The sequence below is a fragment of the Janthinobacterium woesei genome, assembly GCF_051380875.1.
Classification (GTDB): Bacteria; Pseudomonadota; Gammaproteobacteria; order Burkholderiales; family Burkholderiaceae_D; genus Janthinobacterium.
In genome coordinates this window covers 187298-212682 of sequence record NZ_JBNYXW010000006.1, presented here as the reverse complement: position 1 = coordinate 212682, position 25385 = coordinate 187298, and the positions used below count along the sequence as shown (strand labels likewise).

Genomic DNA, 25385 nt, shown 5'->3' with positions numbered 1-25385 from the left:
GGAGGCGACCCGGGGACGAGTGTGTACAGGCATAATTGGCGGCATCTTAGTTGACGTGGGAAAACAGTTACTTTTCCAGAGGTATCAACATATCATCATGCCCAGAGCTATGCAAGCGCCACATGGTTGCGCCTTGATGGACTCGAAATGAAAAAAAAGCCGGGAAAACAACCCCGGCTTGATTCTATCTAGCAACTAATTGTGAATTAATTGCGATTATGCATCCAGCAAAATCCGCAGCATGCGGCGCAACGGCTCGGCCGCACCCCACAGCAACTGGTCGCCCACGGTGAAAGCGGACAGGTACTCGCCGCCCATGCTCATCTTGCGTACGCGGCCCACGGGAATCGTCAGGCTGCCGGTGACGGCCGCTGGCGACAGGTCGCGCACGGATGCTTCGCGCGTGTTCGGGACCAGCTTGACCCACTCGTTGTTGCTGGCGATGATGTCGTTGATTTCATCGAGCGGCACGTCTTTCTTGAGCTTGATGGTCAAGGCCTGCGAATGGCAGCGCATGGCGCCGATACGCACGCACAAGCCGTCGACGGGGATTTCCTTGCTGCCAAAGTCGATGCCGCGGCCGAGGATCTTGTTCGTTTCCGCGCCGGCCTTCCACTCTTCCTTCGACTGGCCGTTGCCCAGGTCCTTGTCGATCCATGGGATCAGGTTGCCGGCCAGCGGCGCGCCAAACTGCTTGATTTCATCCGGGGAATAGCCGTGCTGGGTGGCCAGCACCTGGCGGTCGATTTCCAGGATGGCCGAGGCCGGGTTGTCCAGCAGCGCCTTGACGGAGCCGTTGATGGTGCCAAACTGCGTCAGCAGTTCGCGCATGTGCTGCGCGCCGCCGCCCGAGGCCGCCTGGTACGTCATCGACGTCATCCAGTCGATCAAGTCGTGCTGGAACAGGCCGCCCAGGCCCATCATCATGCACGATACGGTGCAGTTGCCGCCAATATAGTTCTTCACGCCCTTGCCCAGCGCATCCTTGATGACGTGCAGGTTGACCGGATCGAGCACGATGACGCTGTCTTTTTCCATGCGCAAAGTCGAGGCCGCATCGATCCAGTAGCCGTTCCAGCCGCTAGCGCGCAGTTGCGGGAAGACGGCACTGGTGTAGTCGCCGCCCTGGCAGGAAATGATGATGTCGCACTTGGACAGTTCGGCAATGTTGTTGGCATCCTTCAGAATGGTTTCATTCTTTGCCATGGCCGGCGCTGCGCCGCCCGTGTTCGAGGTGGTGAAAAACACCGGTTCGATGTGGGCGAAATCGCCCTCTTCCTGCATGCGCTGCATCAGGACCGAACCGACCATACCGCGCCAACCTACCAAGCCAACTAATTTCATTACCATTCCTCAAGATGAGACGGCGACTGCCGTCATTGAACTATTTTATCCCAGCGCCTTTACAACCGCATCACCCATCGCCTCGGTGCCGACCAACGTCGTGCCCGCTTCGTGGATATCGGCCGTGCGCAAGCCCTGCGCCAATACTTTCTTCACGGCACCCTCGATGCGCATCGCCTGCTCTTCGCGGTTCAGCGAATAGCGCAGCATCATGGCCGCCGAGAGTATCGTCGCCAGCGGATTGGCGATGCCCTTGCCCGCGATATCGGGCGCCGAGCCGTGCGATGGCTCGTACAGGCCCTTGTTGTTGGCGTCCAGCGAGGCCGACGGCAGCATGCCGATCGAGCCCGTCAGCATGGCGGCCGCGTCCGACAAAATGTCGCCGAACATATTGCCCGTTACTATGACGTCGAATTTCTTCGGTGCCCGCACCAGTTGCATGGCCGCGTTATCGACATACATATGATCGAGCGCAACATCCGGGTATTCCTTGTGCACGTCGGTGACGATGTCTTTCCAGAACTGGAACGTTTCCAACACGTTCGCCTTGTCCACGCTGGTCAGGCGCTTGTCGCGCTTTTGCGCCGCCTGGAAGGCCACGTGGGCGATGCGGCGGATTTCGCCTTCCGCATAGCGCATGGTATCGAAACCTTCGCGCTGGCCCTTGAAGGGACCGTCCGGGCACTCGCGCACGCCGCGCGGCTGGCCAAAGTAGATGTCACCCGTCAATTCGCGAATGATCAAAATATCCAGGCCAGAGACCACTTCCGGCTTCAGCGTCGAGGCGCCCGCCAGTTCCGGATACAGAATGGCCGGACGCAGGTTGGCGAACAGGCCCAGGTTCTTGCGCAAGCCCAGAATGGCTTGCTCGGGGCGAAACTGACGCTCAAGGTTATCGTATTGATAATCACCAACGGCGCCAAACAGCACTGCGTCTGCCGCTTTCGCCAGCGCCAACGTGCCTTCCGGCAAGGGATGGCCATGCGCCGCATAGCCGGCGCCGCCCACGGGCGCGCTTTCCAGCTCGAACGATTCGCCCAGCACATTCAACACCTTGACGGCTTGCGCGACGATTTCAGGACCGATGCCGTCGCCGGGTAAAATTGCAATTTTCATATTTTATCGATTAAATGACGTTGGCAAGCCAGGGTTGATTGGATAAGTGACGCTCCTCGAAAGCGCGGATATCGTCGGCACGGCGCAGGGTCAGGCCGATATCGTCAAGGCCATTCATCAGGCAGTATTTACGGAAGGCATCGATCTCGAACGGATACGAGACGGCACCATTGCTGGTGCGCACGCATTGCTGCTCCAGGTCCACCACCAGCTTAAAGCCAGGGAAGGCCTTGACTTCATTGAACAGATGATCGACCTGGCTTTCCGACAACACGATGGGCAGCAAGCCATTCTTGTAGCAGTTGTTGAAGAAAATATCGGCAAACGACGGCGCGATGATGGCGCGGAAGCCATATTGATCGAGCGCCCAAGGCGCGTGTTCGCGCGAAGAGCCGCAGCCGAAATTCTTGCGCGTGAGCAAGATCGAAGCGCCCTGATAGCGCGCCTCGTTGAGCACGAAATCGGGGTTCAGCGGACGATGGCTGTTGTCCTGGCCCGGTTCGCCATGGTCCAGATAACGCCATTCGTCGAACAGGTTGGGGCCGAAACCGCTGCGGTGGATCGATTTCAGGAATTGCTTCGGGATGATCGCGTCGGTGTCGACGTTGGCGCGGTCCAGCGGGGCGACCAGGCCTTCGTAAATCGTAAATTTATCCATGCTGTTTCTACTCGGTAGGACGGGCGCGCACAGTGTAAGTGCGCCGGCCCGTCACGGTTTATTTTCCGCCGGCGCCAGTGACAACCTGGCCGACTTTCTGCACATCGCGGCCGATGCCGGAGATGGTGTTGCAGCCAGACAGGATGACGGTGGCGATGAGGAGGGCGAAGAGTTTTTTCATGATGAGTTCTTGAGCGTCAATAAGGGACTGGGAACGCTAGTGTACGCCAGCGGCGCCAGTCCCGGCCTTCATCGCAAGCCCCGCACGTCGACAAAGTGGCCGGCGATACCGGCTGCGGCCGCCATCGCGGGCGACACCAGGTGGGTGCGTCCGCCCTGCCCCTGCCGGCCTTCGAAGTTGCGGTTCGAGGTCGAGGCGCAGCGCTCGCCCGGTTCCAGGCGGTCGGCATTCATGGCCAGGCACATGGAACAGCCCGGCTCGCGCCACTCGAAACCGGCATCCTTGAAGATGCGGTCCAGGCCTTCGCGTTCGGCCTGGTCCTTGACCAGGCCCGAGCCCGGCACCACCAGCGCCAGGATCACGTTCGAAGCGCGGTACTTGCCGCGCACCACGGCGGCAGCCGCGCGCAAGTCTTCGATGCGCGAATTGGTGCAGGAACCGATGAAGACTTTGTCGATGCGGATGTCGGTAATCGGCGTATTCGGTGTCAAGGCCATGTAGACGAGGGCTTTTTCGATGGCGTCGCGCTTGACGCTGTCTTTTTCCTGGTCCGGGTCCGGCACGCGGCCGTCGATGCCCACCACCATCTCGGGCGAAGTGCCCCAGGTCACTTGCGGTTCGATCTCGGCCGCGTTGAGCGTGACGACCAGGTCGAAACGGGCGCCCGGGTCCGAATGCAGGGTGCGCCAGTACGCGACGGCGCGTTCCCAGTGCGGTCCGGCCGGCGACAACGGACGGCCCTTGACATAATTGATGGTGGTATCGTCGACGCCGATGATGCCGGCGCGCGCGCCCGCCTCGATGGCCATGTTGCACACCGTCATGCGCCCTTCCATCGACAGCGCGCGAATGGCCGCACCGCCGAACTCGATACAGTAGCCCGTGCCGCCGGCCGTGCCGATCTTGCCGATGATGGCCAGCACGATATCCTTGGCCGTCACGCCGGCCGGCAAGACGCCGTCGACCTGCACCAGCATGGCTTTCGATTTCTTTTGCAGCAGCGTTTGCGTGGCCAGTACGTGCTCGACTTCGGACGTGCCGATGCCGTGCGCCAGCGCACCAAACGCGCCGTGGGTCGACGTGTGCGAGTCGCCGCACACGACCGTCATGCCCGGCAGCGTCGCACCTTGTTCCGGGCCGATCACATGGACGATACCCTGGCGCTTGTCGTTCATGTTGAAGTAGGTCAAACCGTAGTGCTTGGCGTTCTTGTCCAGCGTTTCCACCTGCAGGCGCGAGACAGGGTCGGCGATGCCGTCGGCACGGCTGGTGGTGGGCACGTTATGGTCGGCCACGGCCAGGTTGGCGGAAATGCGCCACGGCTGGCGGCCCGCCACGCTCAGCCCGTCGAAGGCTTGCGGGCTGGTGACTTCATGCAGCAGGTGCCGGTCGATGTACAGAATTGTCGTGCCATCATCTTCGGCCCGAACAACGTGGGATTCCCAAAGTTTGTCGTAAAGCGTCTTCATCATGATTTATGCAGCGTTGCCACAGCCTGTAGTAAGTGATCTGTCGTACTGATCGAAGGGATCGGCAATGATTATGCCATATATTGTGCAATGCAGAAGCAAAAGCCGCCCCAGCGGAGGATGGGCGATACAAAATTCGGCCTACCTTGCGGATATGACTAAAAAATTGCTGATACGAAAATCCGCCAAAATGCCGGCGGGGCGAATAAAAATCGAAAAAAATCGAAAAAAAAGCCCGCTGCAGTGGTCTGCAGCGGGCTTGGTGTGCGTGCCAGTATTTCTAGGCAGCCATGCGCACACTTCCCCTGCAACCATCCATCAGGAACGATAGGCCCACCACTAGCACCAGCTCGCCTTCGGCCGAGCGGGCGGTACCGGTAATGCCTTCCACGGTAATGGCCGTCATCGGCTTGATCACCAGGTCGGCCGTGCCATCGACGGCTTCCACGGCAAGAATGTACGGCTGTGGCGCGGCGACAACAATGCCGACGCGCTCACTGCACGATTCGTAGCCCAGGGCGCTGGCCAGCGAACGCACGGGCAATGGACGGCCCTGGTCTTTCAGGACGGGTGCGCCGCCCACTTCCATGAAGGTTTCCGGCAATTCGACGACGCGCTGCACCACCGCCATCGGCAGCGCCAGCGCGGCGCCAGAGGTAGAGACGAGCATGGTCGGCACGATCGACAGTTCGATCGGCAGGCGAATGGCAAACTTGGTGCCCTTGCCCAGCGTCGATTCGATGTGGATGGCGCCGCGGTTTTTCTCCACGGCCGTCTTGACCACGTCCATGCCCACGCCACGGCCAGAGACGCTGGAGGCGACTTCCTTGGTCGAGAAGCCCGGCAGAAACACCAGCTGGAAGCATTCGTCGTTGCTCAATTGCGCGTTTTCGCTGATCAGGCCTTTTTGCTGCGCCTTGCTGCGCAGGAAGGCCGGATCCATGCCCTTGCCATCATCTTGCAGCACGATCATGACGCTATTGGCTTCCTGCCATGCTTTCAGGGAAATATACGACTTGGCGGGCTTGCCGGCAGCCAGGCGCGCTTCCGGCGACTCGACGCCATGGTCGAGCGAGTTGCGCAGCATGTGCACCAGCGGATCGTACAGGCTGTCGACCACCACGCGGTCGACTTCCGTCTCCGCGCCTTCGATGGTCAGCTCGACATCCTTGCCCAGGTCTTTCGCCAGTTCGCGCACCAGGCGCGGGAATTTCTGGAACAAACGGCCCACGGGCTGCATGCGCGTGGCCAGCGTGGCGCGCTGCAATTCGGTCGAGTAGCGCGAGGCGCGTTCCAGGGTTTCCGCTAGGGTCGCCATCAGGGTGGCGGCCTGGCCTTCGAATTTAAATTGCAGCAAGCGTTCCAGCAGCACGGCAGCCTGGTTGGCGGCCTGCACCGATTCGCCGGCCACTTCCAGCAGGGCGTCGAGCTTGACGGCATCGACGCGGATGCTGTCCTCCTTGACGGGCGCAGCATGGCGCACGTCGGGACGCTCGTCCCGGCGGTCCACGCCATCCCAGTTCTTGCCGGCCGGCTTGGCGGCGGCAGAAGCTGCGGCAGGCGCGGCGGCAACGCCAGCAGTGGCGGCAGCGGGCGCTGCGGCGGCGGCCAGCTGGCTGCCTTCCGGCACGACGGCGTTATACATGGCTTCCCAATCGAGGCCATCGGTGCTGACCGTGGCAGGGGTAGCGGCAGGTGCGGCCACGACGACCTCGGCCACCTGGGCAACGACGGCCACGGCCGGGGCAGGCGCGGCCATGCTCTTGCCTTCGATGGCATTGGTGAGGATGTGTTCCAGTTCTTCCGGCATGGCCGGCAGGCTTTCCGGTGCGGCGCCATTGGCCAGCTCCGTGAGCTGGTCGGCAACGAAACCGGAAGCCTGCAGCGCCGCCTCGATGGCGATCGGCGTGCAGGGCGCGGCGCCCGTGCGCAAGGCATCGAACAGGTTTTCCGTCAGATGGCAGGCTGCCACCAGCGCAGGCAGGCCCATGAAACCGGCGCCGCCCTTGATGGTGTGAAAAGAACGAAACACGGCATTCAGTGTTTCCTTGTTATCCGGATCACGCTCGAGGCGTAATAAGTGCTCTTCAACATTAACCGCAAGATCCATCGCCTCAACGACGAAATCCTTGAGCATATCGTCCATTAGAATCCCAAATCGGCAAGAAGGTCGTCTACATTATCCTGGTCCAGCGCCATGGATGGCACGGACGGGCCCTGCATCAGCGGCACATCCTGCTTCTGTGCGAGTTTTTCGCGCACTTCGGCTGGCGCGTTGTCGCGCAGCAGCTGGGCCAGCTCGTGTTCCACCGTCTTGGTGATGTTGACCACTTTTTTGATCAGCTGGCCCGTGATGTCCTGGAAGTCCTGCGCCATCATGATTTCCAGCAAGCGCGCCTTTTCCGCTTCCGTTGCCTCGGCAACGGCTTGCGCGAACTGGCGCGAGTCGCCGGCCAGGGCCTTGAATTGTTCCAGGCTCAGCTTGCCGTCGAACAGCGCCGTCCAGCGGCTGTCCATGTCCTTGGCCTTCTTCGACAGCACATCTTGCGCCGGCATGCCTTCATCGAGCGTGTTCAAGACCTTGTTGGCGGCCTGTTCAGTGAGCGTGGCGACATATTCCAGGCGGTCCTGGGCATCGACGATCTGCGACGACGCTTCCGTCAGCGCCTTGTCGTAGCCCAGTTCACGCAGCGAATCGTGCAGCAGGCGCACGATGCCGCCCAGGCGCTCGAACATCGGCTTGTCGGATTGGTCGACAGGATCGACGGGCGCGAGCGTAGGCGCAGCTTGCGCAGCGGCAGGGGCTGCTGCGAGAGCAGGCGCTGGCACTGCCGCGCTGGCCGAGACGGCGTCGAACAGCGCGTCAAAATCGTCCTCCGCGATCACGGCGGGAGCGGGCACGGCGGCAGGCGCGGGCTTTGCTACGGCCGCGCTTTGCGCAGATACTTCATCGAATAATGCATCGAAATCATCAGCGGCGTTGGTCATATCCCTGCTTCTCCATAATTTGTCAAAATTCCGCCTGAACTGTGCGTTTTACAGACTGATACCCGCAATTTCTCGATTAAGATGATTTGAGGCAATACCGCTGCGATGGTGCGAGTGTAGCAGGGCGCCGCCCTGTTGGTAAATCTCAAAACGCGCTTCCTGGTGCAAAGCAGGCATGCAAGAGGTTTTCCACCAGGAAATAAGTGTTCCTACTGTTGTATTTTGAAATACTACCAATGGCGTGCAGGCAAGATCACGCATTGCGCAGGCAATCCGGCTCCGATGCGCACGCATGGCGACACGGCAGAGTGGCCATTGTGGGCAAAAACACGATCTTCCTGCCAATGCTGTCTATACTGAAGGTGCAGTAGTATTGATAATTATCAAGTCTTTGCATGAATACAATGCTGTCGCCACGTCTACAATAAGGGCGTTGCGCGCTGGTCCACCGCCGAAGGAGTTGCCATGTATAAGAAAATTCTGATTGCCACGGACGGTTCCACCGTCTCCAACCTGACCGCGTGCGCCGGTGTGGCTTTTGCCGAACAGATGCACGCCGACATCCTCGCCGTGTATGTGGCGCCCGAGTACCAGTACCCGGTTTACATCGAGATCATCCCCCCCAGCTATCCCAGCGAAGAGGAATACCGCATCGCCATGCGCAAGGCGGGCGCCGACCACTGGCAGCCCATCCTGGACGCGGCGGCCAGGCGGGGCCTGGAGGCGACGGGCCTGACGGCCTTTTCCGACAGCCCTGCCCTGAAGATCGTGGAGGTAGCGCAACTGCAGCAGTGCGACCTGATCTTCATGGGTTCGCATGGACGCAGCGGCTGGGGCCAGCTGCTGCTGGGCAGCGTGACCAATAAAGTACTGTCGCATTCGAAACTGCCAGTGCTGGTACACAGGCTCATCAAGGAACCCGCGCCGCAATAGCCGGTCGCATGGCAGCGGGATGCGGCCACAGCGCGGCCGCTGAAAAAAGGGCAAGCCCGCCGCCGTTTTACGTTAAGATGAAAAAATTGCTCGTTTCCCAACATTAGGCTGCCCGCTAACGGCCAGCCTGCAGATTGCCCACCTATGATACGCATTGTAATTGCCGACGACCACACCATCATGCGCGAGGGATTGAAGCGCATACTCGACGGCGCGCCGGACATCGACATCGTCGGCGAAGCCATCGACGGCTTCGAAGTGCTCAACCATGTGCGCCAGGGCGGCTTCGACCTGTTGCTGCTCGACCTGTCGATGCCGGGCCGCAGCGGTGTCGACCTGATCCGCCAAATCCGCAGCGAAGCGCCCAAGCTGTCCATTCTGATCCTTACCATGCACGAGGAAGAACAATATGCGGTGCGCACCATCCGCGCCGGTGCACAAGGCTACCTGACCAAGGAAAGCGCGGGCACGCAACTGGTGGGCGCCATCCACAAGGTGGCATCGGGGCGCCCCTATATCAGCGCAGAAGTGGCCGAGCAATTGGTGCTCAACATCATGATGCCGAATGAAAGCTTGCTGCATAAACAGTTGTCGGACCGCGAATTCGAAGTCTTTTCCCTTCTGGTGGCCGGCAAGTCGATCACGGAAATTGCCAACCATTTACACCTGAGCGTGAAAACGGTCAGCACGCACAAGACGCGCATCATGCAAAAGATGGGCATGAGTTCGCTCTCGGAAATGGTGCAATACGCGGTGGCCCACCGGCTGCTGTCGCCCTTCAAGACTTGAACGTGACTGGCGCGCCACCCGCGCGCCAGATGTAGGAAAAATCCTACATCAGCTACCGCACCTCCTACCGCCATATTCAGCCACTGCTGATATTAATTTCACACCTTCGTTGGCATACTGAAACCAGTAACCAAGTTGCTGGGAAGTTATTTCCTCACACAGCACGTCTTCGGCGAATTGAGCATTGCCTGCCAGGACGCGCGCCGCCAGCCCTTGTGCCGTGCCCGCCGCCCTTGCGCACCCCGTCATTCAACTCTGCACCACCTGTCACCAGGAGATGAACATGCTGTCCACGCAAACGCCTGAAACCCGCCCTGTCTCGCCATCCCTGCCACCATCGTCGCCGATGGAAGCGGGACGCCAGCGCCAAGGGCGGCTGTGGTCGAACCTGAAGGAAGTATGCGACTTGCTGCATATCTCCAGCGCCTGCGCCATCGCCGCCGACGAGCTGCTGTTCCAGCACGTGCAATTCAAGACGGGACAACGCGTGCACACCATCGGCCAGCCCTTCGATACCCTGTACATCGTCAATTCGGGCTTCCTGAAAACCCTGCTCATCGACGAATTCGGCAATGAACAAGTGCTCAGCTTTCCCATGAAGGGCGATATGCTGGGCGTGGACGGGATCCACTCGCGCCACTACTCATCGGAAGCGGTGGCCCTGTCCGACTGCGACCTGATCTTGCTGCCATTCAAGAAACTCACGGCGCTGGGGCGTGTCCATCTGGAACTGGAAAACGTCATGTACGGCGTGATGAGCCGCGAACTGGTGCGCGAGCAAGCGATGATCGGCATGCTGGGCGCTCTCAGCGCCGAAGCTCGCGTGGCGCGCTTCCTCGTCTCGCTGGCCGACCGCTTCGCGCAGATGGGCTACTCGAACAAACTGTTCAACCTGCGCATGACGCGCCATGAAATCGGCAGCTACCTGGGCTTGACGCTGGAAACGGTCAGCCGCACCCTGTCCGCCTTCAATGAAATCGGCCTCATTACGGTCGACCAGCGCACCATCGGCATCAAGGATCCGGAAGCCCTGAAGACACTGCGCCGTCTGCCGCCATCGCGTTCGCGCGCCAAACAGCTGGCCGCCGCCAAGCTCAAGGCCGATACGGCAGCGGCCGGCACCGCCTCGGCGCAATTGCTGGCCACCATTTAAGGGCATCCCCGTCCCAACTTGGTACAGGCTTGACCCGGCCGAGGCGCGCAATGCCTCGCCGGGTCTTTTTTGCTGCCGGCATCCATCTGCTGTTGCCGCGCGCCATCCCAGCGCCGCACTCGCGGCCCCACCCCACTCCACTCCACCACTCTGCGCACGCCATGCCGCGCTAAAAAAAGCGCGAATTGCCCACAAATAAGCCTTGCTTTTCGGTCCACATTCAAGAATAATGCAAATACGAATCATTCTCAACTGAGATAAAGAAAGCCAACATGCAAAGCTCAAAACCAGCCTTGATCCAGGATGCCGCCACTGCACACGTCCGTCCTCCCGTCAGCATGGCGCAAGCGGCGCGCCGCATCACCAGCGAAGCGCTGTTGCAGCAGGGCCGCGAAGTGGAGATTGAACACAGCGGCAAGATCTATCGTCTGCGCGTGACCCAGTTGAACAAGCTGATCCTGACTGCCTGAGCCGGCACGGCAGCTTGCCACCCGAATCGCCAGCCAGTCGCGCCGCGCGCGCCAGCCAGCCAAACCACCCCACAGGAGCGTTTGATGGCGAACGACCGACCTTCTTCAAAGTTTTCCAAACTGCACGGGCAACAGCCTGAGTTGATGCTGTCGGCCGTGCTGCACCTGATGTCGCATTATCACGCGGGCAGCCCCTGCGCGAAACTGGCCGCCGTCATCGAACGGCATTTGCAAGTGCTGTCCGGCATGCCCGACCTCGGCCCCGTGCTGCAAGCGACCTGCCAGCAACTGTCGCAGCAATGGGCCGCACTGGTCACGCTGCACCGGCCCCTGCCGCCAAAGAGCACTTTCCTCGAACGCCTGGACCGCATGCTCTGCGCCAAACGCCCTGCCGCGCCCCTGGCGCAATAATTCCCTCTCAACACTGCCCACCGCCCAACAGGATATCGCCATGTGTGACAAAGACAAGTCCCTGCCAGCCTTCAGCAATTGTTCCAGTGGCGAGGCCGAACCGGCCGCGCTCGCCTCGCGCCGCCGGCGCCTGTGGGAATTGTCGCATACCTGCCATTGCCCGCTGGTCGGCGTCGGCTTGCCGCTCGGCTATCTGCGCAAGCTGGTGGGCAAGATGACGGGCGGGCGCGTGCTGGCCGACGACTACGAAGTGCACGTGGGCGCCGTGACGGAGTGCGGCGCGCGCAACCGCCTGTCGGAAGCGCTGCAAAAGGAACTGGAACGCCGCTATGCCCCTGTACTCCTGCGCTTTCGCGGTGCCAGGACGACGCAGCAAGTGGCCCAGCTGTGGCGCACGGCCGTCGCCAATGGCGACGTGTCGGGTGCTTTCTGGGCCGGCCTGACGCATCCGCGCTGCGACACGGAGCTGGAAGAGCAGATGTGCCGCGACCTGCACATGATCCAGCACCAGGCCGGTGCGTGCGTGCGCGCCGACATGGGCAAATTTACGGCCTTGCAGGAAGAAAATGTGCGCCTGGCGCACGAACTGGCCAAGCTGCAACAGCGCAGCCAGGCGGTACTATCGGAGAAAACGGGCGGCCTGGAACGCCAGGAAGCCGTGCTGCTGCGCACGCGGGCCGAATCGATCGGCAAGGATAGCGTCATCGACGGCCTGCGCTTTGATCTGGCGCAGTTGCAGGCGGCCATCCCGGCGCTCGAATCGCGCACGCGGCTGGCCCTGCGCCTGGCGCAGATGGATGAGCGCGAGAAGGAATTACGCCAGCAAATCACGGAATTGAAGCAAGCTCAGCCGCGCCCAGCCCCGGTCGCGCCGCCACCGGCGCCGAAGCTGGAAGTGCCGACGGGCGGCAAGCTGAAAATGCCGATCCGCCTGGTCGATCAAAGCGTGCTATGCGTAGGCGGACGCAGCGGCAATGTCGCCACCTACCGCGCCCTGATCGAACGGGTGGGCGCGCAGTTCGCCCACCACGACGGCGGCCTGGAAGACAATGCCAACCTGCTCGATTCGAGCCTGGCGGCGGCCGACCTGGTGATTTGCCAGACCGGCTGCATCAGCCACAGCGCCTACTGGCGCGTGAAGGATTACTGCAAGCGCACGGGCAAGCGCTGCGTCTTCATCGACAATCCCAGCATCTCTAGCCTGGCGCGCGGCTTGCAGAAAGTCAGCGCAGACATGCTACCGGCGGCGCTGAACACGGCGCAATAAAGGAGAGCGTGCCTACGCTGCCAGTTCGCGCTCGATCGCTGCGCGCAAGATGGCATCGTCGACCGTGGTGTCGGGCGAAAAACGTCCCACCACCGCGCCATTCTTGCTGATCAGAAACTTCTCGAAATTCCACAGCACGTCGCTGGGCCGTTCCTGCGTGATGCCATAGCCGGCCAGTTTGGCGCGGAAATCGCTGCCCGGCTTTTCCTGCGCCTGTGGCTGCTCTTGCACCAGGCGCTGGTACAGCCGATGCTGGCCCGGGCCCTTGACGACGATCTTTTCAAACATGGGAAATTGCACGCCAAAGGTGCCACGGCAAAAGTCGGCGATCTCGGCATTGCTGCCCGGTTCCTGCGCGCCGAATTCATTGGCGGGAAAGCCGGCCACCACCAAGCCCTCGGCCTGCTTGTCTGCATATAATTTTTCCAGGCCAGCGTATTGCGGCGTCAAGCCGCAGGCGGAGGCCACGTTAACCACCAGCACCACCTTGCCCCGATAGGCATCCAGGCTGGCCGATTCGCCATTGATCTGGCGCAAAGGAATGTCGTAAATGCTCTCGCTCATGATGCCTCCTTGACTGAAACATCCATCATAGCCGTCTGCACGCGAACGCGCTGGTGGCACAAAAATCAATAGACATCACGCCGGTAGCGCCCTTCGGCCGCCAGCGCGTCCAGCGCGGGCCGGCCCAGCATCTCTTGCAGTGCCTGGTCGACGCCGCCCGCCATGCCGGCCAGGCTGCCGCAGATGTAGATGGCCGCGCCTTGCGCTAGCCACAGCCTGACTTCGTCGGCGTTGCCGCGCAGCCGGTCCTGCACATACACGCGCTCTTCCTGGTCGCGCGAAAATGCCAGGTCCAGGCGCGGCAAGTCGCCGTTGGCATGCCAGCGTTCAATTTCTTCGCGGTAATGGAAATCATGGGCCGCATTGCGCTCGCCGAAGATCAGCCAATTGCGCCGCTGGCCGGCCAGCACGCGGCTTTTCAGGTGACCGCGCAAGCCGGCGATGCCGCTGCCATTGCCGATCAGAATTAATGGCCGCTGGGCATTGTCTTCCAGGCGGAAACGGCGGTGCTGGCGCAAGCGCAGCTGCACCACCTCGCCCACGGCGGCCTGCGCCGTCAGCCAGCCCGACGCCAGGCCAAGGCTGCCATCGGGATGCGCATGCTGGCGCACCAGCAAGTGCACGCCGCCATCGCGCGGAATCGAGGCGATCGAATACTCGCGCGGCTGGGACGGTGCCAGCGGCGCGGCCACTTGCACCAGGTCGCCCGACTGCCACTGCGCCATGGCGCCGGCAACTGGTGCCAGTTCCACATGATAAATGGCGCCGCCGGCACTGCCAGGGTTGAGCAAATGCCTTTGCGTCAGGCGCCAGTCGGTAAAGGCAGGCGCGCTCCAGTCGGGCGCGTCGCTGGTGCCGGCCAGGTGGCTCAGGTGCTGGAACCATTGCTCGATGGCAGCGCTGGCGCTGCGGTCGACCTCGATGCGCTCGAACAGGCGCGACGCGCCCTGCCCCGCCAGCCAGGCGTCGAGCGCGCGGCCAAAGCCGCAGAAATGGCCATAGCTGCGGTCGCCCAGGGCCAGCACGGCATAGTGCAGTTGCGCTAGCGCAAACTCATCCGTCACGCGCGTCATCAAGCGGCCCATGAAGGCGGCCGCATTGTCGGGTGCATCGCCTTCGCCATACGTGCTGACGAGAAACAAGGCCCGTTCCGCTTGCTGCAAGTCCTCGGCTGTCAATTCGGCCAGCGCGCACAGGCGCACGGGGATGCCGGCCAGTTGCAGATGACGCGCCGTTTGCGTGGCCAGCTCCTCGGCATTACCCGTCTGGCTCGCATACGCCACCAGCCAGGCGGGTCTGTTGGCCAGCGCTGCCTTGGCTGCCTGGGCGGCGCGGCGCCTGGTGCGGGTGCGCAGCCAGGGCGCCAAGCACACGCCCGCATAACTGAGGGACAGGGCGGCCAGCAAGGCCAGCCGTGTCGTATCGTGCGTAAAAATCATGAAAAGTAAATGTTCATTCGTCGAGCATGGCCAGCATCTGGCTGCTCAGAAATTCGCGGTAGCCATGCCCGTCGCGCTGCAGGAAGCGCGCGGCCAAGCCTTGTTCCTCGGCCAGCGCCAGGCCGGACTCGACGCCCAGCACGGTCAAGGCCGTCGACCAGGCATCGGCCGCCATGCACTCGGCATGCACGACGGTAACGGAGGCGAGCTGATTGGCTATCGGCATGCCACTGCGCGGATCGATGGTATGCGAAAAGCGCGCCGTGCCATCCTGGAAGAAGCGCCGGTAGTCGCCCGAGGTCGCCACCGACAAGCCATGCAGCGCCAGCATCATTTGCGCCGGATGCTGTGCGCTATCGGCGCCATCGACTTGCTCCAGCATGACCCACCACGGCTGGCCGTCGGGCTTGCTGCCGGCACCGCGCAGCTCGCCGCCCACTTCCACCAGGTAATGATGGATGCCCTGGCTGTCCAGGTAGCGGGCCAGGCGGTCCACGCCATAACCCTTGGCAATGGCCGACAAGTCCAGCTGCAAGCCACCGGGTTGGCGCGCGCGGCGCGCCGGCAAGTCCAGTTCCAGGCGGCGGCGCTGGCGCTGCGACAGCAGCAAGGCCACGCTATCGTGCATGGGAGGAAGAAAACCGGCTTGGTCATAGCGGTCGCTGGGGCCAAAGCCCCACAGATTGACCAGCGCACCGGCGCAGGGATCATAGGCGCCGCCGGAAGCCTGCGCCACGTGCATGGCAAAGCCCAGCACTTCGCAAAAGGCGGCAGGCAGGCTGTGCCAGGAACCCGGCTCGGCCCGGTTGAAGCGGCCCAGGTCGGAGTCCTCGCTCCAGTGGCTCATTTGCGCTACGACAAGGTCCAGCTGCTGCTGCAAGCCCTGCTGCAAGTCGGCGCTGCCGGCACGTCCCGGCATGGCGACGTCGAGCAGGCGCACCGACCAGCTGGTGCCCATCGACAGGCCGCGCAAATCCCGGATCGCGGCGCCGGGCGGCGCGACCTGATCGGAAATATGCTGGGGCAGCAAGACCCGGCGCATCGGCACTGTCGTTCGTGAAGATGCCCCCGCTTACTGCGGCAGCACTTCCACGGTGGCCGCGTACGTCATGCGGCGCTCAGGCATGACTGGCGGCTGGCCCGCCACGGCAGGCGCGGCCGCAGGCCAGGTGCTGCTCAGGTAATACATGCCAGCGGCCGGCACGGTGAACGTAATCTCGCCCTTGGCATCGGTGTTCTGGCGAATTTCGCCCAGCACGCCACGGTAGCGCACGCCGCCTGGCACCAGGCTGAACGCCTGGTTCGCCGCCGGTTTGCCGTCAACCAGGAAGCGCCAAGTGGCTTTCTCGCCCGCGCGCAAGTCGTTCGGGTGGGTTACCGGCACCAACTCCAGGCCCACGCCCGTCGGCTTGAATACTTCCATGCTGGTCTCGCCATTGCTGAAGAAAGTTTCCAGGCGACTTGCCGTGCGCGTGACTTTCACGTCTTGCGCGTCGGCCGGCACGTCCGTCTTGAAGCTTTCCTCGTTGCCGCGGAAACGCTTCTGCTCGCCATTGACCTTGTAGCTGCCCATCACGTTTTGCGCCACGATGGCCGCTTTATAGGTGCCCGGCTTTTCCATCTTGACATCGAAGACGCTGCGCAAACGGCCCGTGATGGTGTTCGCTGGCGTCACTTTCGCACCGTCCGGGCCGGTCACTTGCAGCGCGTCCAGCCGCAGCGGCTGATGGTCGATCTCGAACAGGCCGTCGGACACGGCCGCATCCACCGTCACCCAGGCGTCCTTGCTTTCCACCATCGTGCTCGATGGCACCATCCAGCCACGGTGAGCGTGCGCATTCATGGCCAGGCCAGCCAAGGCCAGCGCGATCAGTGGCTTATTGAGTTGTTTCAACATAATAGTGCGCCTTATGGTTTGAGTTGGACGACGACATTACCGAGTTCTTCCTTGCCCTTGGCAGGCACGGCCTGGGCCGATTTCAGCGGCCACTGGAACGGCACACGCACCAGTTCGCGTCCGCCCGCTTCGCGCGCCGCTTCCACCACCACCTGGTATTCACCGGCCGGCAACTTGTCGAGCAAGGCCTTGGCGCCAGGGAAAGTCAGGGTATGTTCGCCAGGCGCACGCGTGGCGCCGCTGACGCCGTCTGCCGGCATGGCCAGGTCGCGGCCGCCCTTGCGCCACCACTGGCGCATATCCTTGAGCCATTTTTCGCCCGCCTTGTCCTTCTTTTTCATGTCATACAGCACTGCCAGGTTGCCAACTACCTTCTGGTCTGCCGTTTCCAGCCACGCCGCCACGTAGGGACGGTGGTATTCCGCCACGTTCAGTTGCGGGATTTCAAGCTTGAGGGCCAGGTCGGCCGCCATCGCCGACGTGCCGATCAGGGGAAGGCCAAGCGCCAGGGAGTAGCGTAATTTCATGGTGTGCCTGTAAAAAGTAAGGGAAAAACATCAATGGATAAACAGCAAGGCAATCGCGCAGGGTATCAAGATACCGAGGCCAACCATCGGCCAGGTAAATGGCCGGTTGGCTGCGTGGAACTTTAAAATCAGCAAGCCGGTCAGGCAAAACACGATGCAGGCGCCGGCAAAGATGTCGATGAACCAGCTCCATGCCACGCCCGTGTTGCGGCCCTTGTGGACATCGTTGAGCCAGGAAACCCAGCCCCGGTCCGTCAATTCATATTCGGCGGCCCCGTCTTCCAGGCCGATACGCACCCAGGCGTCGCCGCCCGCCTTGGGCAGCGGCAAGTACACCTCGTCCATGCTCCATTCGGCGGGCCGGCCGCCTGCATTGAGCGACCATTGCTGCCGGAGCCAGCGTTCGGCGGCAGCCGGCATGGGCGCGTTGGCGCCATCGTGTTTGGCGGCAAAGGCGGCCAGTTCGGTCCGCAGCGGTGCCGGCAGTTCCGCCTTCTGGCGCGTGATGGACGGCTTCGCTTCAATCTGGCTGGCATGGTTCAGGGTAATGCCGGTAATGGCGAACAGAAACATGCCCAGCAGGCAAAGCGCCGAGCTGATCCAGTGCCATTGGTGCAAATGCTTCAGCCAGACGGCGCGGCTGGCGTTGTTCCTGGCCTTGTCTGCGGCGCCCGTATTACCCATAGCCCGCTCCCGGCAAGGCGCGAGCCAATTGGCGCGACAAGTCTGTGTGCTTCATTCCCATCCTTTAATCCGTCTACCTGCCCATTATTTCAAACAAATGATAATGATTATCATTTATAAAGTCAATACATGGAGACCCCGCAAGAACAACGTTTTGTAACAGCTTTGAAACAATGCGGGTCTTGCCTGTGAAAGCTGCCGTACAGAGCAGTACACGGCGCCCGCCTATGCTGTTGTTCAGGACAACCATCACGGGAGCAGGCCATGCATACTTATTCCAGCGAACAGCTGGCCAGCATCGCGGCCAAGATCAAGAGCGTCAAGTTTGGCTTACAGACCAGCAGCGAAGACATGCGCACGCTCACCAGCCGGCTATTGACGCAGCAGCAGGTCGACAGCGAAGGGCAGATCTGGTTTTTTGTCTCGGACGAGGCCGCCTACACACGCGCTTTGCTGAACAACCCGCAAGTCAATGTCCGCTTTGCCGATACGGGCGACAGCCTGTATGTCTCCGTCTGCGGCCTCGCGCAAGTGCTGAAAGACCGCGCCAAGGCTCCGCTGGTCAAGGCCTGACTCCCCGGAGGCCTCGACGATCCGCCACTGTCGCTGATCAAGGTGACGATACAGCCGGCCAATACTGGGACAGCAGCGCCAGCAAGATGACGCAATTCTTTGCTATGGCCAAGGCCGCCATCACGGGCGAGCCACCGAAAGAGATGGGCGAACACGACCGCATCGATCTGTAGCATGGCAAATAGTCGTGGATAGCCGCCACATTTTACCCGGGTGTTATTGACTTTTAATTTAACCCGGGTAAAATTACCTGCACAGACACTGGAGGCAAAACATGCACACACCTACCCAACTCACCGCCTTTGCCGGCAAGCACAAAGTCGCCGCCGGCACCCTGCACACGCTGGCGCAAGCATTGAAGGAACTGGTGACGCGCGATCCTGCCGCGCAAATCCTGATTTTCGACGATGCCAGCGGCACTCAGGTGGACTTGAACCTGCATGGCAGCCTGGACGATGTGCTGCAGCGCCTGCCCCAGCCGCGCCCTGCGGCAGCGGCGCCACAGCCACACGAAGAGGACGCGCCCGCGACCGCACCGGCGCGCACGGCGGGCCGGCCGAAACTGGGCGTGGTGGCGCGTGAAATTACCCTGCTGCCACGTCACTGGGAATGGTTGGCAACGCAGCCCGGTGGCGCCTCCGTGGCCTTGCGCAAACTGGTGGAACACGCTCAGCGCGACAACAAGGCGGCGGACGAGCAGCGCCAGGCGCGCGAAGCGGCGTATAAAGTCATGCGTGCGCTGGCCGGCGATGAAGCTGGCTTCGAAGAAGCCAGCCGCGCCCTGTTCGCGGGGCGGCTGCCGGCATTCCTGGCGTGCGTGCAAGCGTGGCCAGCCGACGTGCGCGAGCACGTCTTGCAACTGGCCCAGCGCGGTTGGTCAAGCCCAGGCGCGTGACGAACCAGACGCTCAGACGCCAGTGCTGCCCGTGATATCGGGGGCGTCGTCGGCGCTCTGCCGGCTCTGTCCGGGGACGCCGGACTGGTGATGCGGCAAGCGGTCGGCGCGCCGCACTTCGCCGATGGAAAACAGATCGTCGCCGATATCGAGTCCCTGCTCGCTGTCGACCAGCACAAAGCTATCGGCCGCCTCGGCCATGCTTTGCTTGCTGCCTGGCACGGACGGCGTGCCGCCCTGGCTATTGCCTGGCTGTGGCGTGTTGAAGTTGCCCATCATCTTCTCCCTGAGTTGGCTGCGGACCCGACGACACGCTGGTCTGCCAGCGCAGCCATTTCATCATAGTCCATGCCTGCTGCAATGCATCAAAATTGTGTGGCTGTCAGAAAAGCGCCGCAGCCAGCGGAAATGCTCGCTTCCCGCCGGCCAGGATCATAATGCTACGGCGCAAGACTACTTGTTACGCGCGCCGGAGGAGCCCGAGCCCGAGCCGGCACCGCCACTTTGCTTGTTGCCACTGTCGCGATTGCCATCCTGCTTCAGGCTGGCATTGTCGCGCGCGCCACCGGGACTGGCAGCACTTTGCCGGTTGCCATCGTTTTTATGGCTCTGGCTGCCTGCGCGGCGCGCTTCCTCCGACGTGAATTCATGCGCCGTGCCTTTTTCATGTGCGGCGCGCCCGCCTTCGCTGGCGATTTCACGCTGCTGTGCCGGATCCATGGAAGCGAAGCCACGCTTGCTGGTATCGCTTTGCTTGTTGCCGCTGACGCTACTACTGGTTTTACTACCCTGCTGTTTATTGTCGCCCGATGTCGCCATGATGATCTCCTTGATCGATGGAATCAGAAACAGTGCAAACCATGCAATTCCCCCTCGCACGGCAAGGGAGTCATCATCTTAGTGCGTGCATGGGCCACAAGAAATAGGAGGATGGCAAGAGCGTATGTAGGATGAGTCCTGCCCGTGGTGGCGCGATGATATCAACACAGATACCAAAAGTACTTAAAAGAAAGCGATCAGGAAGGTAGCAGGATGGCCCAGAATAGCATCAGCAAACCGGCGATCGACACGCACCACACGAGCGTGCGCACGACGGGCACGCCAAATGCATACAGGGGCAAATAGAGCACGCGCGCGGCCAGGTACAGGGCGGCGCCGTACAGGGTCAGCGCGCTTTCCTGCGCCGTAACGTGGGCGATCAGCACGGCGCTGGCGAACAGGGGCAGGGTTTCAAACAGGTTCGACTGGGCCCGCTGCAGTCGCCCCGTGATCTTGCCCACGGGCGGGCCGTCGCTGTCGCGCGCGCCCACATTGTAGCCAGTGCCCGTTTCGCGCGTGCGGAACAGGGCGGGCAGCAGGATTTGCACCAGTGCCAGCACCAGGGTACAGCCGAGCATCGTCAGTTCAGGGGTCATGCTTGCCTCCGCGTTATGCAACAGCTGACAGGCGGGCCGTGCCACCATGTGCGCCGGTCAGGATTGGTCGAGTGCCGCTTGCAATTCCATCAAATCATACGGTTTGCGCAAGACACTGGCGGAAAAGCCCAGTTCATCCAGCGATTCCTTGCCATAACCGGTGGAAAAGATGATGCGCATGCCCGGTTTCTCGCGCAGCACCATGCGCGCCAGCGCGATGCCGGACATGCCAGGCAAGCTGACATCGGTAAACAGGATATCGAAGTCTTGCTCACTTAGCAATTGCCACGCGGCTTCGCCGTCGGACACGCCGCTGACCGTATGCCCGAGCATACCCACCAGCTCGCACACCATCAGCTGCGAATCGAGGTTATCTTCCACCACCAGAATTTTCATGGACTTCGGCATATCTCCCTGCGGTACCAAAGCATGGCCCGTCAAATCCAGGCCCGGCGTGCCCGCCCCCACTGCGCTGGCCGCCGAGCTGCCGGCCAGCTCGAACTGGCGCGCACGCATTTTCTGCTGGCGGTTGGCCAGCATATGGCGCAGCTTGCGCGCCAGCTCTTCGCGCCGGTACGGTTTGCTGAGCAATTCCACCCCCGCATCGAGGCGCCCCTCGTGTACGATGACGTCTTGCGCGTAGCCCGAGGTAAACAGCACGGCGAGATCGGGCTGCAACTCGCGCGCCTGGCGCGCCATTTCCGTGCTGCTGACGGGCCCGGGCATGATCACGTCCGTAAACAGCAAGTCGATTGGCGCACCGCTGTGCAGCACGGCCAGCGCACTTTCGCCATCCTCGGCCTTGAGCACCGTGTAACCGAGCGCACCGAGCATGTCGACCACGGTGCCGCGCACGCCCACGTCGTCTTCCACCACCAGCACGGTTTCCGTGCCGCCCGTGACGACGCCGCTCAATTCCACTTCTTCGTCCGCTTCGGCCATCAGCGAGCGGGGCAAATAGATTTTGACTCCCGTGCCCACGCCAGGTTCACTGTAAATGCGGATATGGCCGCGGCTTTGCGTGACGAAGCCATACGCCATCGACAGCCCCAGCCCCGTGCCCGCGCCTTCCGGCTTGGTGGTGAAGAACGGTTCGAACGCGCGCTGCAGCACGGGAGCGCTCATGCCGTGCCCCGTATCGGTCACCGACAGCATCACATACTGGCCGGCCGGCACGTCGACCAGATTGTGCACATAATGTTCATCGAGCACGACATTGCCCAGCTCGATGGTCAGCTTGCCCACCCCATCCATGGCATCGCGCGCATTGATGGCCAGGTTGAGGATGACGTTTTCAATCTGGCTGCGGTCAACCAGGGTATTCCACAAACCGCCGCCGCCGACCAGCACGATGTCGATGGCTTCGCCCAGGGCGCGCTGCAACAGCGCATCCATATTGCGCACCACGCGCATCAAGTCTGCCACCACGGGCTTCAATGGCTGGCGCCGCGCAAACGCCAGCAAATGCGACGACAGCTTGGCGCCCCGCTCGACGGCGGCAATCGCCGTATCGAGCCGCTGGCGCATCAGGCCATCGCTACCGGCCAGGTGCTGCAGCAGATGCAAATTGCCGGAAATGATTTGCAGCACATTATTGAAGTCATGCGCGATGCCACCCGTCAACTGACCCACGGCTTCCATCTTTTGCGCCTGGCGCAAGGCGTCTTCCGCCTTGGTGCGCTCACTCACTTCCTGTTCGACCCGGTGCTCCAGGGTTTCGTTCAATTCATGCAGCGCTTTTTCCACGCGGCGCCGGTCCGTGATATCCGTCTTGACGGCGATCACGGAACGCGTATGTCCCTGCTCGTCGACCAGGCGGCTGACATTGCTCGATACCCAGACCAGCGAACCATCGGGCTTCAGGTAGCGTTTTTCCAGCGCGAACGACTCGCCCGTTTCCACCAGGCGCTGGAACAGCACATTGTTGCCAGGCATGTCATCGGGATGCAAAATGTCGTTCATGTTCAGCGCCAGCAACTCCTCGGACGAGCGTCCCAGCATGCGGCACAGGGCGCCGTTGACGCGCAGGAAACGGCCATCGAGGTCCAGCTCCGACAGGCCCACCGAGGCCTGGCCAAAAATGGCGGCCATGCGTTCCTGGCTGGCCATCAGTTCCTCCTCGATCTGGCGCCGCTGCGTGACGTCGAACGACACGCCCACATAGCGGCGCTGGCCAGGCAAGCGGCCAGGAATCACCTCGCCCTGGCGCGCGATCCAGCGCACCGCGCCATCGAGCGGACGGCGCACGCGGTACTCCACGTATTCGAGCGGGTTGGGCGCCAGGGACAGCCTGCTGGGCCCCACCTTTTGCTGGTCGCGCGCATCGACCAGGCCGACCAGCAACTGCTCCGTGATTTCCTGCTCATCGGCAATACCCCACTGGCGGCGGAACGTGGGCGACACCACCATCGCGCCCGTCTCGGGAAACCATTCAAAGGTGCCGATGCCGCCCGCCTGCTGGGCCAGGCGCAGCCGCTCCTCGCCTTCCATGCGCTCGGTGACGTCGACGCCTTCGACAAGGATGCCCGTGACCATGCCATCGTCGTCCTTGATGGGCTGATATACGAAATCGACCTGGCGCTGGCCCGTTTGCCCATCTGCCGTCTGCAAGTCCACCTTCACCTGCCGCCCTTCATGGGCGACACCGCTGCGGTACACCTGGTCGAGCAGGTCGATGAAGCCTTGCGCCTTGACTTCCGGCAAGGCCTCTTCGACAGGCTTGCCGAGCAGGTCGCGGTGGCCCACCAGGCGCAGATAGTGTTCATTCGCCAGCTCAAACACATGCTGCGGCCCGCGCAGCATGGCCATGAAGCTAGGCGCCTGCTGGAACAGGGCGCGCAGCAGGGCACGCTCTTCACCGAGGCGGCGGTTGGCGGCGCGCACGGCTTCGCTCTCGGCCTGCAAAGTGGTGTTGAGTTCGCCCAGCGCGGCCGTGGCCAGCTTCAACTGGCGCCCCTCTTCCATGCGCGCCGTCAGTTCCACCGCCGTGCACAGCACACCGTCAACCTGGCCGTCCTCGCCATGCACGGGCGTGTAAAACAGGTCGAAGCAAACATCCGTGGGCTTTCCATCGCGCAACAGTGGCAGGCTGCATTCGCGGTGCACCTGCGTCTCGCCGCGCAGTCCCGCTTCCAGGATGCGCGCGTTCCAGTCCCAGATCTCGGGCCAGACGGCTGGCACCGTGCCACCCAGCGCCGCCGGATGGCGCGCGCCAGCGATCCTGATGTAGTCATCGTTGTAGAACATCACATGCTGCGGGCCCCACATCAGCACCATCGCCATCGGCGAATGGAGCACGATGTCGACGCTGGTGCGCAAATTGGCCGGCCAGCTGCCCGGCGCACCGAGGCTGGTCGCGGACCAGTCGCGCTGGCGCAGCAGCTCGCCCATGATGCCGCCGCCGCGCGGCCACGATGGCATGCTCATGCTGCCGCCACGCCGGCTTGCACGCGTACCTGGCAGTGGCGCGGAATGCGCACCGTCACCAGCGTGCCTTGCATGGCCGTCGAACTAAGCTCGACCGTGCCGCCATGCGCCTTGACGAACATGTTGACCGTGTACAGGCCCAGCCCCAAGCCCTGGTCCGTCCTGCGCTTCTCGCCCGCCTGCTGGAACGGCTCGAACAAGCTCGGCAGCAAGGCGGCGGCGATGACGCCGCGATTGCCTATGCGCAACTCGATGCTGCCGGCAGCGCGCCCGTCCAGCGCCAGTTGCACCGGCGCACCCGTCTCGCCATGCGTGATGGCATTGCACAGGAGATTCGAGATGACATGCGACAGCAAGCCCGCATCGCATTGCCCGTGCAGCTCGCCGATGCTGCTGACCTCGACAGGCGAGGGCTTGCCCGCCGTGTCGAATTCATCGACGATGGCACGCGCCAGCGCCAAATAATCATGCATGCTGCTGCGCAACTCCATCGTGACCGAACGGATGCGGGCCAGGTCCAGCAACTGGTCGACCATGCGCGCCATGCGCCTGGCGCTGCTTTCGATGCGCTGCGCCGTGATCACCACTTTCGGGTGGTCGCTCATCATCGGCAACAACATGGCGCCATTCATCACCACCGACAGCGGCGTGCGCAAGTCGTGGCCCAGCACGGCGGTAAACAATTCGTTGAGGTGCAGCGCATGCTTGAGTTCATCGAGCTGGGCCGACAGTTCGCGTTTTTTCTGGTACAGCTGGACCAGCACCGCCACCTTGCTTTGCAAGGCCTTGGCGTCGATGGGCTTGTACAGGAAGTCGACGGCGCCCGCCTCGTAGCCGCGGAAACTGTAGCTGGGCTCGCGCGAGGCGGCCGTCAGGAAAATCAGCGGGATGCTGCGCGTGCGTTCGCTGCCGCGTATCAGCTCGGCCAGTTCAAAACCGTCCATCTGCGGCATTTGCACGTCGATCAGCGCCAGAGCGACCTCATGCGTCAGCAGCAATTCCAGCGCCTCGGCGCCCGAGGCGGCCGTCAGGACAACAATCCCGGGACGCGCCAGCACGGCTTCGGCAGCGATCAGGTTTTGCGCGATGTCGTCAACGACGAGGATATGAATAGGTGCGGTCACGGGTAATCTTCAGGCATCGCAACGGCAAGATGCCATCGTGTTTTGATATGGAGTTAATATTG

26 protein-coding genes are annotated in these 25385 nt (G+C 62.2%); 8 read left to right on the top strand and 18 right to left on the bottom strand.

Annotated features, from left to right (window positions below; genetic code table 11):
* Positions 1-216: 216 nt before the first annotated feature.
* The 7 genes from asd to ACQ4W6_RS08630 all read right to left on the bottom strand — a co-directional run bounded on the left by asd (position 217) and on the right by ACQ4W6_RS08630 (position 7756).
* Entirely contained in the window at positions 217-1344 is a 1128-nt protein-coding gene (gene asd, locus ACQ4W6_RS08660) for an aspartate-semialdehyde dehydrogenase (RefSeq protein ID WP_436566776.1), read from the bottom strand.
* Positions 1345-1389: 45 nt separating this feature from the next.
* Positions 1390-2460: a 3-isopropylmalate dehydrogenase gene (leuB, locus tag ACQ4W6_RS08655; protein WP_436566775.1), complete on the bottom strand. Its 1071-nt coding sequence runs from the start codon at positions 2458-2460 to the stop codon at positions 1390-1392.
* A gap of 10 nt (positions 2461-2470) precedes the next feature.
* Positions 2471-3118 carry a 3-isopropylmalate dehydratase small subunit gene (gene leuD / locus ACQ4W6_RS08650; RefSeq protein ID WP_436566774.1) on the bottom strand — a complete coding sequence of 216 codons (648 nt, stop codon included), beginning with the start codon at positions 3116-3118 and terminating at the stop codon, positions 2471-2473.
* 58 nt (positions 3119-3176) lie between these two features.
* Positions 3177-3299 carry a lipoprotein gene (locus tag ACQ4W6_RS08645; protein ID WP_314634241.1) on the bottom strand — a complete coding sequence of 41 codons (123 nt, stop codon included), beginning with the start codon at positions 3297-3299 and terminating at the stop codon, positions 3177-3179.
* 68 nt (positions 3300-3367) lie between these two features.
* A complete protein-coding gene (leuC, locus tag ACQ4W6_RS08640) occupies positions 3368-4771 on the bottom strand; it encodes a 3-isopropylmalate dehydratase large subunit (RefSeq protein ID WP_436566773.1) in 1404 nt (467 codons plus the stop codon).
* A gap of 277 nt (positions 4772-5048) precedes the next feature.
* Positions 5049-6914, bottom strand: a complete 1866-nt coding sequence (locus ACQ4W6_RS08635) for a chemotaxis protein CheA (protein ID WP_436566772.1) — start codon at positions 6912-6914, stop codon at positions 5049-5051.
* Complete coding sequence (locus tag ACQ4W6_RS08630) at positions 6914-7756, bottom strand: protein phosphatase CheZ (protein WP_436566771.1); 843 nt, start codon at positions 7754-7756, stop codon at positions 6914-6916. Before ACQ4W6_RS08630 ends, ACQ4W6_RS08635 begins: the two co-directional genes overlap by 1 nt.
* Before the next feature lie 465 nt (positions 7757-8221).
* On the opposite strand from ACQ4W6_RS08630, the gene ACQ4W6_RS08625 reads away from it, so the two are divergent.
* The 6 genes from ACQ4W6_RS08625 (at position 8222) to ACQ4W6_RS08600 (ending at position 12779) form a co-directional block, all read left to right on the top strand.
* Complete coding sequence (locus ACQ4W6_RS08625) at positions 8222-8689, top strand: universal stress protein (RefSeq protein ID WP_436566770.1); 468 nt, start codon at positions 8222-8224, stop codon at positions 8687-8689.
* A gap of 144 nt (positions 8690-8833) precedes the next feature.
* Complete coding sequence (locus ACQ4W6_RS08620) at positions 8834-9478, top strand: response regulator (RefSeq protein ID WP_436566769.1); 645 nt, start codon at positions 8834-8836, stop codon at positions 9476-9478.
* Positions 9479-9824: 346 nt separating this feature from the next.
* The gene (locus ACQ4W6_RS08615) at positions 9825-10631 is read left to right on the top strand and encodes a Crp/Fnr family transcriptional regulator (RefSeq protein ID WP_436566848.1); all 807 of its coding nucleotides are present in this window, start codon (positions 9825-9827) and stop codon (positions 10629-10631) included.
* A 272-nt stretch (positions 10632-10903) separates the two neighbouring features.
* Positions 10904-11101: a hemin uptake protein HemP gene (hemP, locus tag ACQ4W6_RS08610; RefSeq protein ID WP_436566768.1), complete on the top strand. Its 198-nt coding sequence runs from the start codon at positions 10904-10906 to the stop codon at positions 11099-11101.
* A gap of 84 nt (positions 11102-11185) precedes the next feature.
* Positions 11186-11512, top strand: a complete 327-nt coding sequence (locus ACQ4W6_RS08605; protein ID WP_436566767.1) for a hypothetical protein — start codon at positions 11186-11188, stop codon at positions 11510-11512.
* Between the two features lie 40 nt (positions 11513-11552).
* The gene (locus tag ACQ4W6_RS08600) at positions 11553-12779 is read left to right on the top strand and encodes a DUF2325 domain-containing protein (protein WP_436566766.1); all 1227 of its coding nucleotides are present in this window, start codon (positions 11553-11555) and stop codon (positions 12777-12779) included.
* A gap of 12 nt (positions 12780-12791) precedes the next feature.
* On the opposite strand, the gene ACQ4W6_RS08595 is transcribed toward ACQ4W6_RS08600, so the two are convergent.
* From ACQ4W6_RS08595 to ACQ4W6_RS08570, 6 genes are all read right to left on the bottom strand, one after another.
* The gene (locus ACQ4W6_RS08595; RefSeq protein ID WP_436566765.1) at positions 12792-13343 is read right to left on the bottom strand and encodes a glutathione peroxidase; all 552 of its coding nucleotides are present in this window, start codon (positions 13341-13343) and stop codon (positions 12792-12794) included.
* A gap of 65 nt (positions 13344-13408) precedes the next feature.
* On the bottom strand, positions 13409-14782 hold the full coding sequence (locus ACQ4W6_RS08590; protein WP_436566764.1) for a sulfite reductase subunit alpha: 1374 nt from the start codon (positions 14780-14782) through the stop codon (positions 13409-13411).
* A gap of 13 nt (positions 14783-14795) precedes the next feature.
* Complete coding sequence (locus tag ACQ4W6_RS08585) at positions 14796-15824, bottom strand: FAD:protein FMN transferase (protein WP_436566847.1); 1029 nt, start codon at positions 15822-15824, stop codon at positions 14796-14798.
* Between the two features lie 30 nt (positions 15825-15854).
* Positions 15855-16679, bottom strand: a complete 825-nt coding sequence (locus tag ACQ4W6_RS08580; protein ID WP_436566763.1) for a DUF4198 domain-containing protein — start codon at positions 16677-16679, stop codon at positions 15855-15857.
* A gap of 11 nt (positions 16680-16690) precedes the next feature.
* Positions 16691-17206, bottom strand: a complete 516-nt coding sequence (locus tag ACQ4W6_RS08575; protein ID WP_436566762.1) for a DUF2271 domain-containing protein — start codon at positions 17204-17206, stop codon at positions 16691-16693.
* 30 nt (positions 17207-17236) lie between these two features.
* Positions 17237-17890 (bottom strand): PepSY-associated TM helix domain-containing protein, encoded by a 654-nt coding sequence (locus tag ACQ4W6_RS08570; RefSeq protein WP_436566761.1) that lies wholly within the window; start codon positions 17888-17890, stop codon positions 17237-17239.
* Between the two features lie 264 nt (positions 17891-18154).
* Between ACQ4W6_RS08570 and ACQ4W6_RS08565 the strand changes: the two genes are divergently transcribed.
* Together ACQ4W6_RS08565 and ACQ4W6_RS08560 are read left to right on the top strand one after the other, a co-directional pair.
* Positions 18155-18463, top strand: a complete 309-nt coding sequence (locus ACQ4W6_RS08565) for a pyridoxamine 5'-phosphate oxidase family protein (RefSeq protein WP_436566760.1) — start codon at positions 18155-18157, stop codon at positions 18461-18463.
* 274 nt (positions 18464-18737) lie between these two features.
* Positions 18738-19358, top strand: a complete 621-nt coding sequence (locus ACQ4W6_RS08560; RefSeq protein ID WP_436566759.1) for a DUF2239 family protein — start codon at positions 18738-18740, stop codon at positions 19356-19358.
* 12 nt (positions 19359-19370) lie between these two features.
* On the opposite strand, the gene ACQ4W6_RS08555 is transcribed toward ACQ4W6_RS08560, so the two are convergent.
* The 5 genes from ACQ4W6_RS08555 to ACQ4W6_RS08535 all read right to left on the bottom strand — a co-directional run bounded on the left by ACQ4W6_RS08555 (position 19371) and on the right by ACQ4W6_RS08535 (position 25323).
* On the bottom strand, positions 19371-19637 hold the full coding sequence (locus ACQ4W6_RS08555; protein ID WP_436566758.1) for a hypothetical protein: 267 nt from the start codon (positions 19635-19637) through the stop codon (positions 19371-19373).
* Positions 19638-19811: 174 nt separating this feature from the next.
* Positions 19812-20177, bottom strand: coding sequence for a KGG domain-containing protein (locus tag ACQ4W6_RS08550; RefSeq protein WP_436566757.1), 366 nt, complete (start codon positions 20175-20177; stop codon positions 19812-19814).
* A 197-nt stretch (positions 20178-20374) separates the two neighbouring features.
* Positions 20375-20773, bottom strand: a complete 399-nt coding sequence (locus tag ACQ4W6_RS08545) for an MAPEG family protein (RefSeq protein ID WP_436566756.1) — start codon at positions 20771-20773, stop codon at positions 20375-20377.
* A 57-nt stretch (positions 20774-20830) separates the two neighbouring features.
* Positions 20831-24199: a hybrid sensor histidine kinase/response regulator gene (locus ACQ4W6_RS08540; RefSeq protein WP_436566755.1), complete on the bottom strand. Its 3369-nt coding sequence runs from the start codon at positions 24197-24199 to the stop codon at positions 20831-20833.
* Positions 24196-25323 carry a hybrid sensor histidine kinase/response regulator gene (locus ACQ4W6_RS08535; RefSeq protein WP_436566754.1) on the bottom strand — a complete coding sequence of 376 codons (1128 nt, stop codon included), beginning with the start codon at positions 25321-25323 and terminating at the stop codon, positions 24196-24198. Before ACQ4W6_RS08535 ends, ACQ4W6_RS08540 begins: the two co-directional genes overlap by 4 nt.
* Positions 25324-25385 lie beyond the last annotated feature (62 nt).

Bases quoted from the DNA above. Each gene is read 5' to 3' on its own strand.
- ACQ4W6_RS08605 (WP_436566767.1), top strand. From the start codon at position 11,186: ATGGCGAACGACCGACCTTCTTCAAAGTTTTCCAAACTGCACGGGCAA.
- asd (WP_436566776.1), bottom strand. From the start codon at position 1,344: ATGAAATTAGTTGGCTTGGTAGGTTGGCGCGGTATGGTCGGTTCGGTC.
- ACQ4W6_RS08590 (WP_436566764.1), bottom strand. From the start codon at position 14,782: ATGATTTTTACGCACGATACGACACGGCTGGCCTTGCTGGCCGCCCTG.
- ACQ4W6_RS08550 (WP_436566757.1), bottom strand. From the start codon at position 20,177: ATGGCGACATCGGGCGACAATAAACAGCAGGGTAGTAAAACCAGTAGT.
- ACQ4W6_RS08555 (WP_436566758.1), bottom strand. From the start codon at position 19,637: ATGATGGGCAACTTCAACACGCCACAGCCAGGCAATAGCCAGGGCGGC.
- ACQ4W6_RS08620 (WP_436566769.1), top strand. From the start codon at position 8,834: ATGATACGCATTGTAATTGCCGACGACCACACCATCATGCGCGAGGGA.
- ACQ4W6_RS08540 (WP_436566755.1), bottom strand. From the start codon at position 24,199: ATGAGCATGCCATCGTGGCCGCGCGGCGGCGGCATCATGGGCGAGCTG.
- ACQ4W6_RS08545 (WP_436566756.1), bottom strand. From the start codon at position 20,773: ATGACCCCTGAACTGACGATGCTCGGCTGTACCCTGGTGCTGGCACTG.
- ACQ4W6_RS08580 (WP_436566763.1), bottom strand. From the start codon at position 16,679: ATGTTGAAACAACTCAATAAGCCACTGATCGCGCTGGCCTTGGCTGGC.
- ACQ4W6_RS08635 (WP_436566772.1), bottom strand. From the start codon at position 6,914: ATGGACGATATGCTCAAGGATTTCGTCGTTGAGGCGATGGATCTTGCG.
- ACQ4W6_RS08630 (WP_436566771.1), bottom strand. From the start codon at position 7,756: ATGACCAACGCCGCTGATGATTTCGATGCATTATTCGATGAAGTATCT.
- ACQ4W6_RS08560 (WP_436566759.1), top strand. From the start codon at position 18,738: ATGCACACACCTACCCAACTCACCGCCTTTGCCGGCAAGCACAAAGTC.
- ACQ4W6_RS08625 (WP_436566770.1), top strand. From the start codon at position 8,222: ATGTATAAGAAAATTCTGATTGCCACGGACGGTTCCACCGTCTCCAAC.
- ACQ4W6_RS08595 (WP_436566765.1), bottom strand. From the start codon at position 13,343: ATGAGCGAGAGCATTTACGACATTCCTTTGCGCCAGATCAATGGCGAA.
- ACQ4W6_RS08575 (WP_436566762.1), bottom strand. From the start codon at position 17,206: ATGAAATTACGCTACTCCCTGGCGCTTGGCCTTCCCCTGATCGGCACG.
- ACQ4W6_RS08570 (WP_436566761.1), bottom strand. From the start codon at position 17,890: ATGGGTAATACGGGCGCCGCAGACAAGGCCAGGAACAACGCCAGCCGC.
- ACQ4W6_RS08600 (WP_436566766.1), top strand. From the start codon at position 11,553: ATGTGTGACAAAGACAAGTCCCTGCCAGCCTTCAGCAATTGTTCCAGT.
- ACQ4W6_RS08565 (WP_436566760.1), top strand. From the start codon at position 18,155: ATGCATACTTATTCCAGCGAACAGCTGGCCAGCATCGCGGCCAAGATC.
- ACQ4W6_RS08585 (WP_436566847.1), bottom strand. From the start codon at position 15,824: ATGCGCCGGGTCTTGCTGCCCCAGCATATTTCCGATCAGGTCGCGCCG.
- leuD (WP_436566774.1), bottom strand. From the start codon at position 3,118: ATGGATAAATTTACGATTTACGAAGGCCTGGTCGCCCCGCTGGACCGC.
- ACQ4W6_RS08645 (WP_314634241.1), bottom strand. From the start codon at position 3,299: ATGAAAAAACTCTTCGCCCTCCTCATCGCCACCGTCATCCTGTCTGGC.
- hemP (WP_436566768.1), top strand. From the start codon at position 10,904: ATGCAAAGCTCAAAACCAGCCTTGATCCAGGATGCCGCCACTGCACAC.
- leuC (WP_436566773.1), bottom strand. From the start codon at position 4,771: ATGATGAAGACGCTTTACGACAAACTTTGGGAATCCCACGTTGTTCGG.
- leuB (WP_436566775.1), bottom strand. From the start codon at position 2,460: ATGAAAATTGCAATTTTACCCGGCGACGGCATCGGTCCTGAAATCGTC.
- ACQ4W6_RS08615 (WP_436566848.1), top strand. From the start codon at position 9,825: ATGGAAGCGGGACGCCAGCGCCAAGGGCGGCTGTGGTCGAACCTGAAG.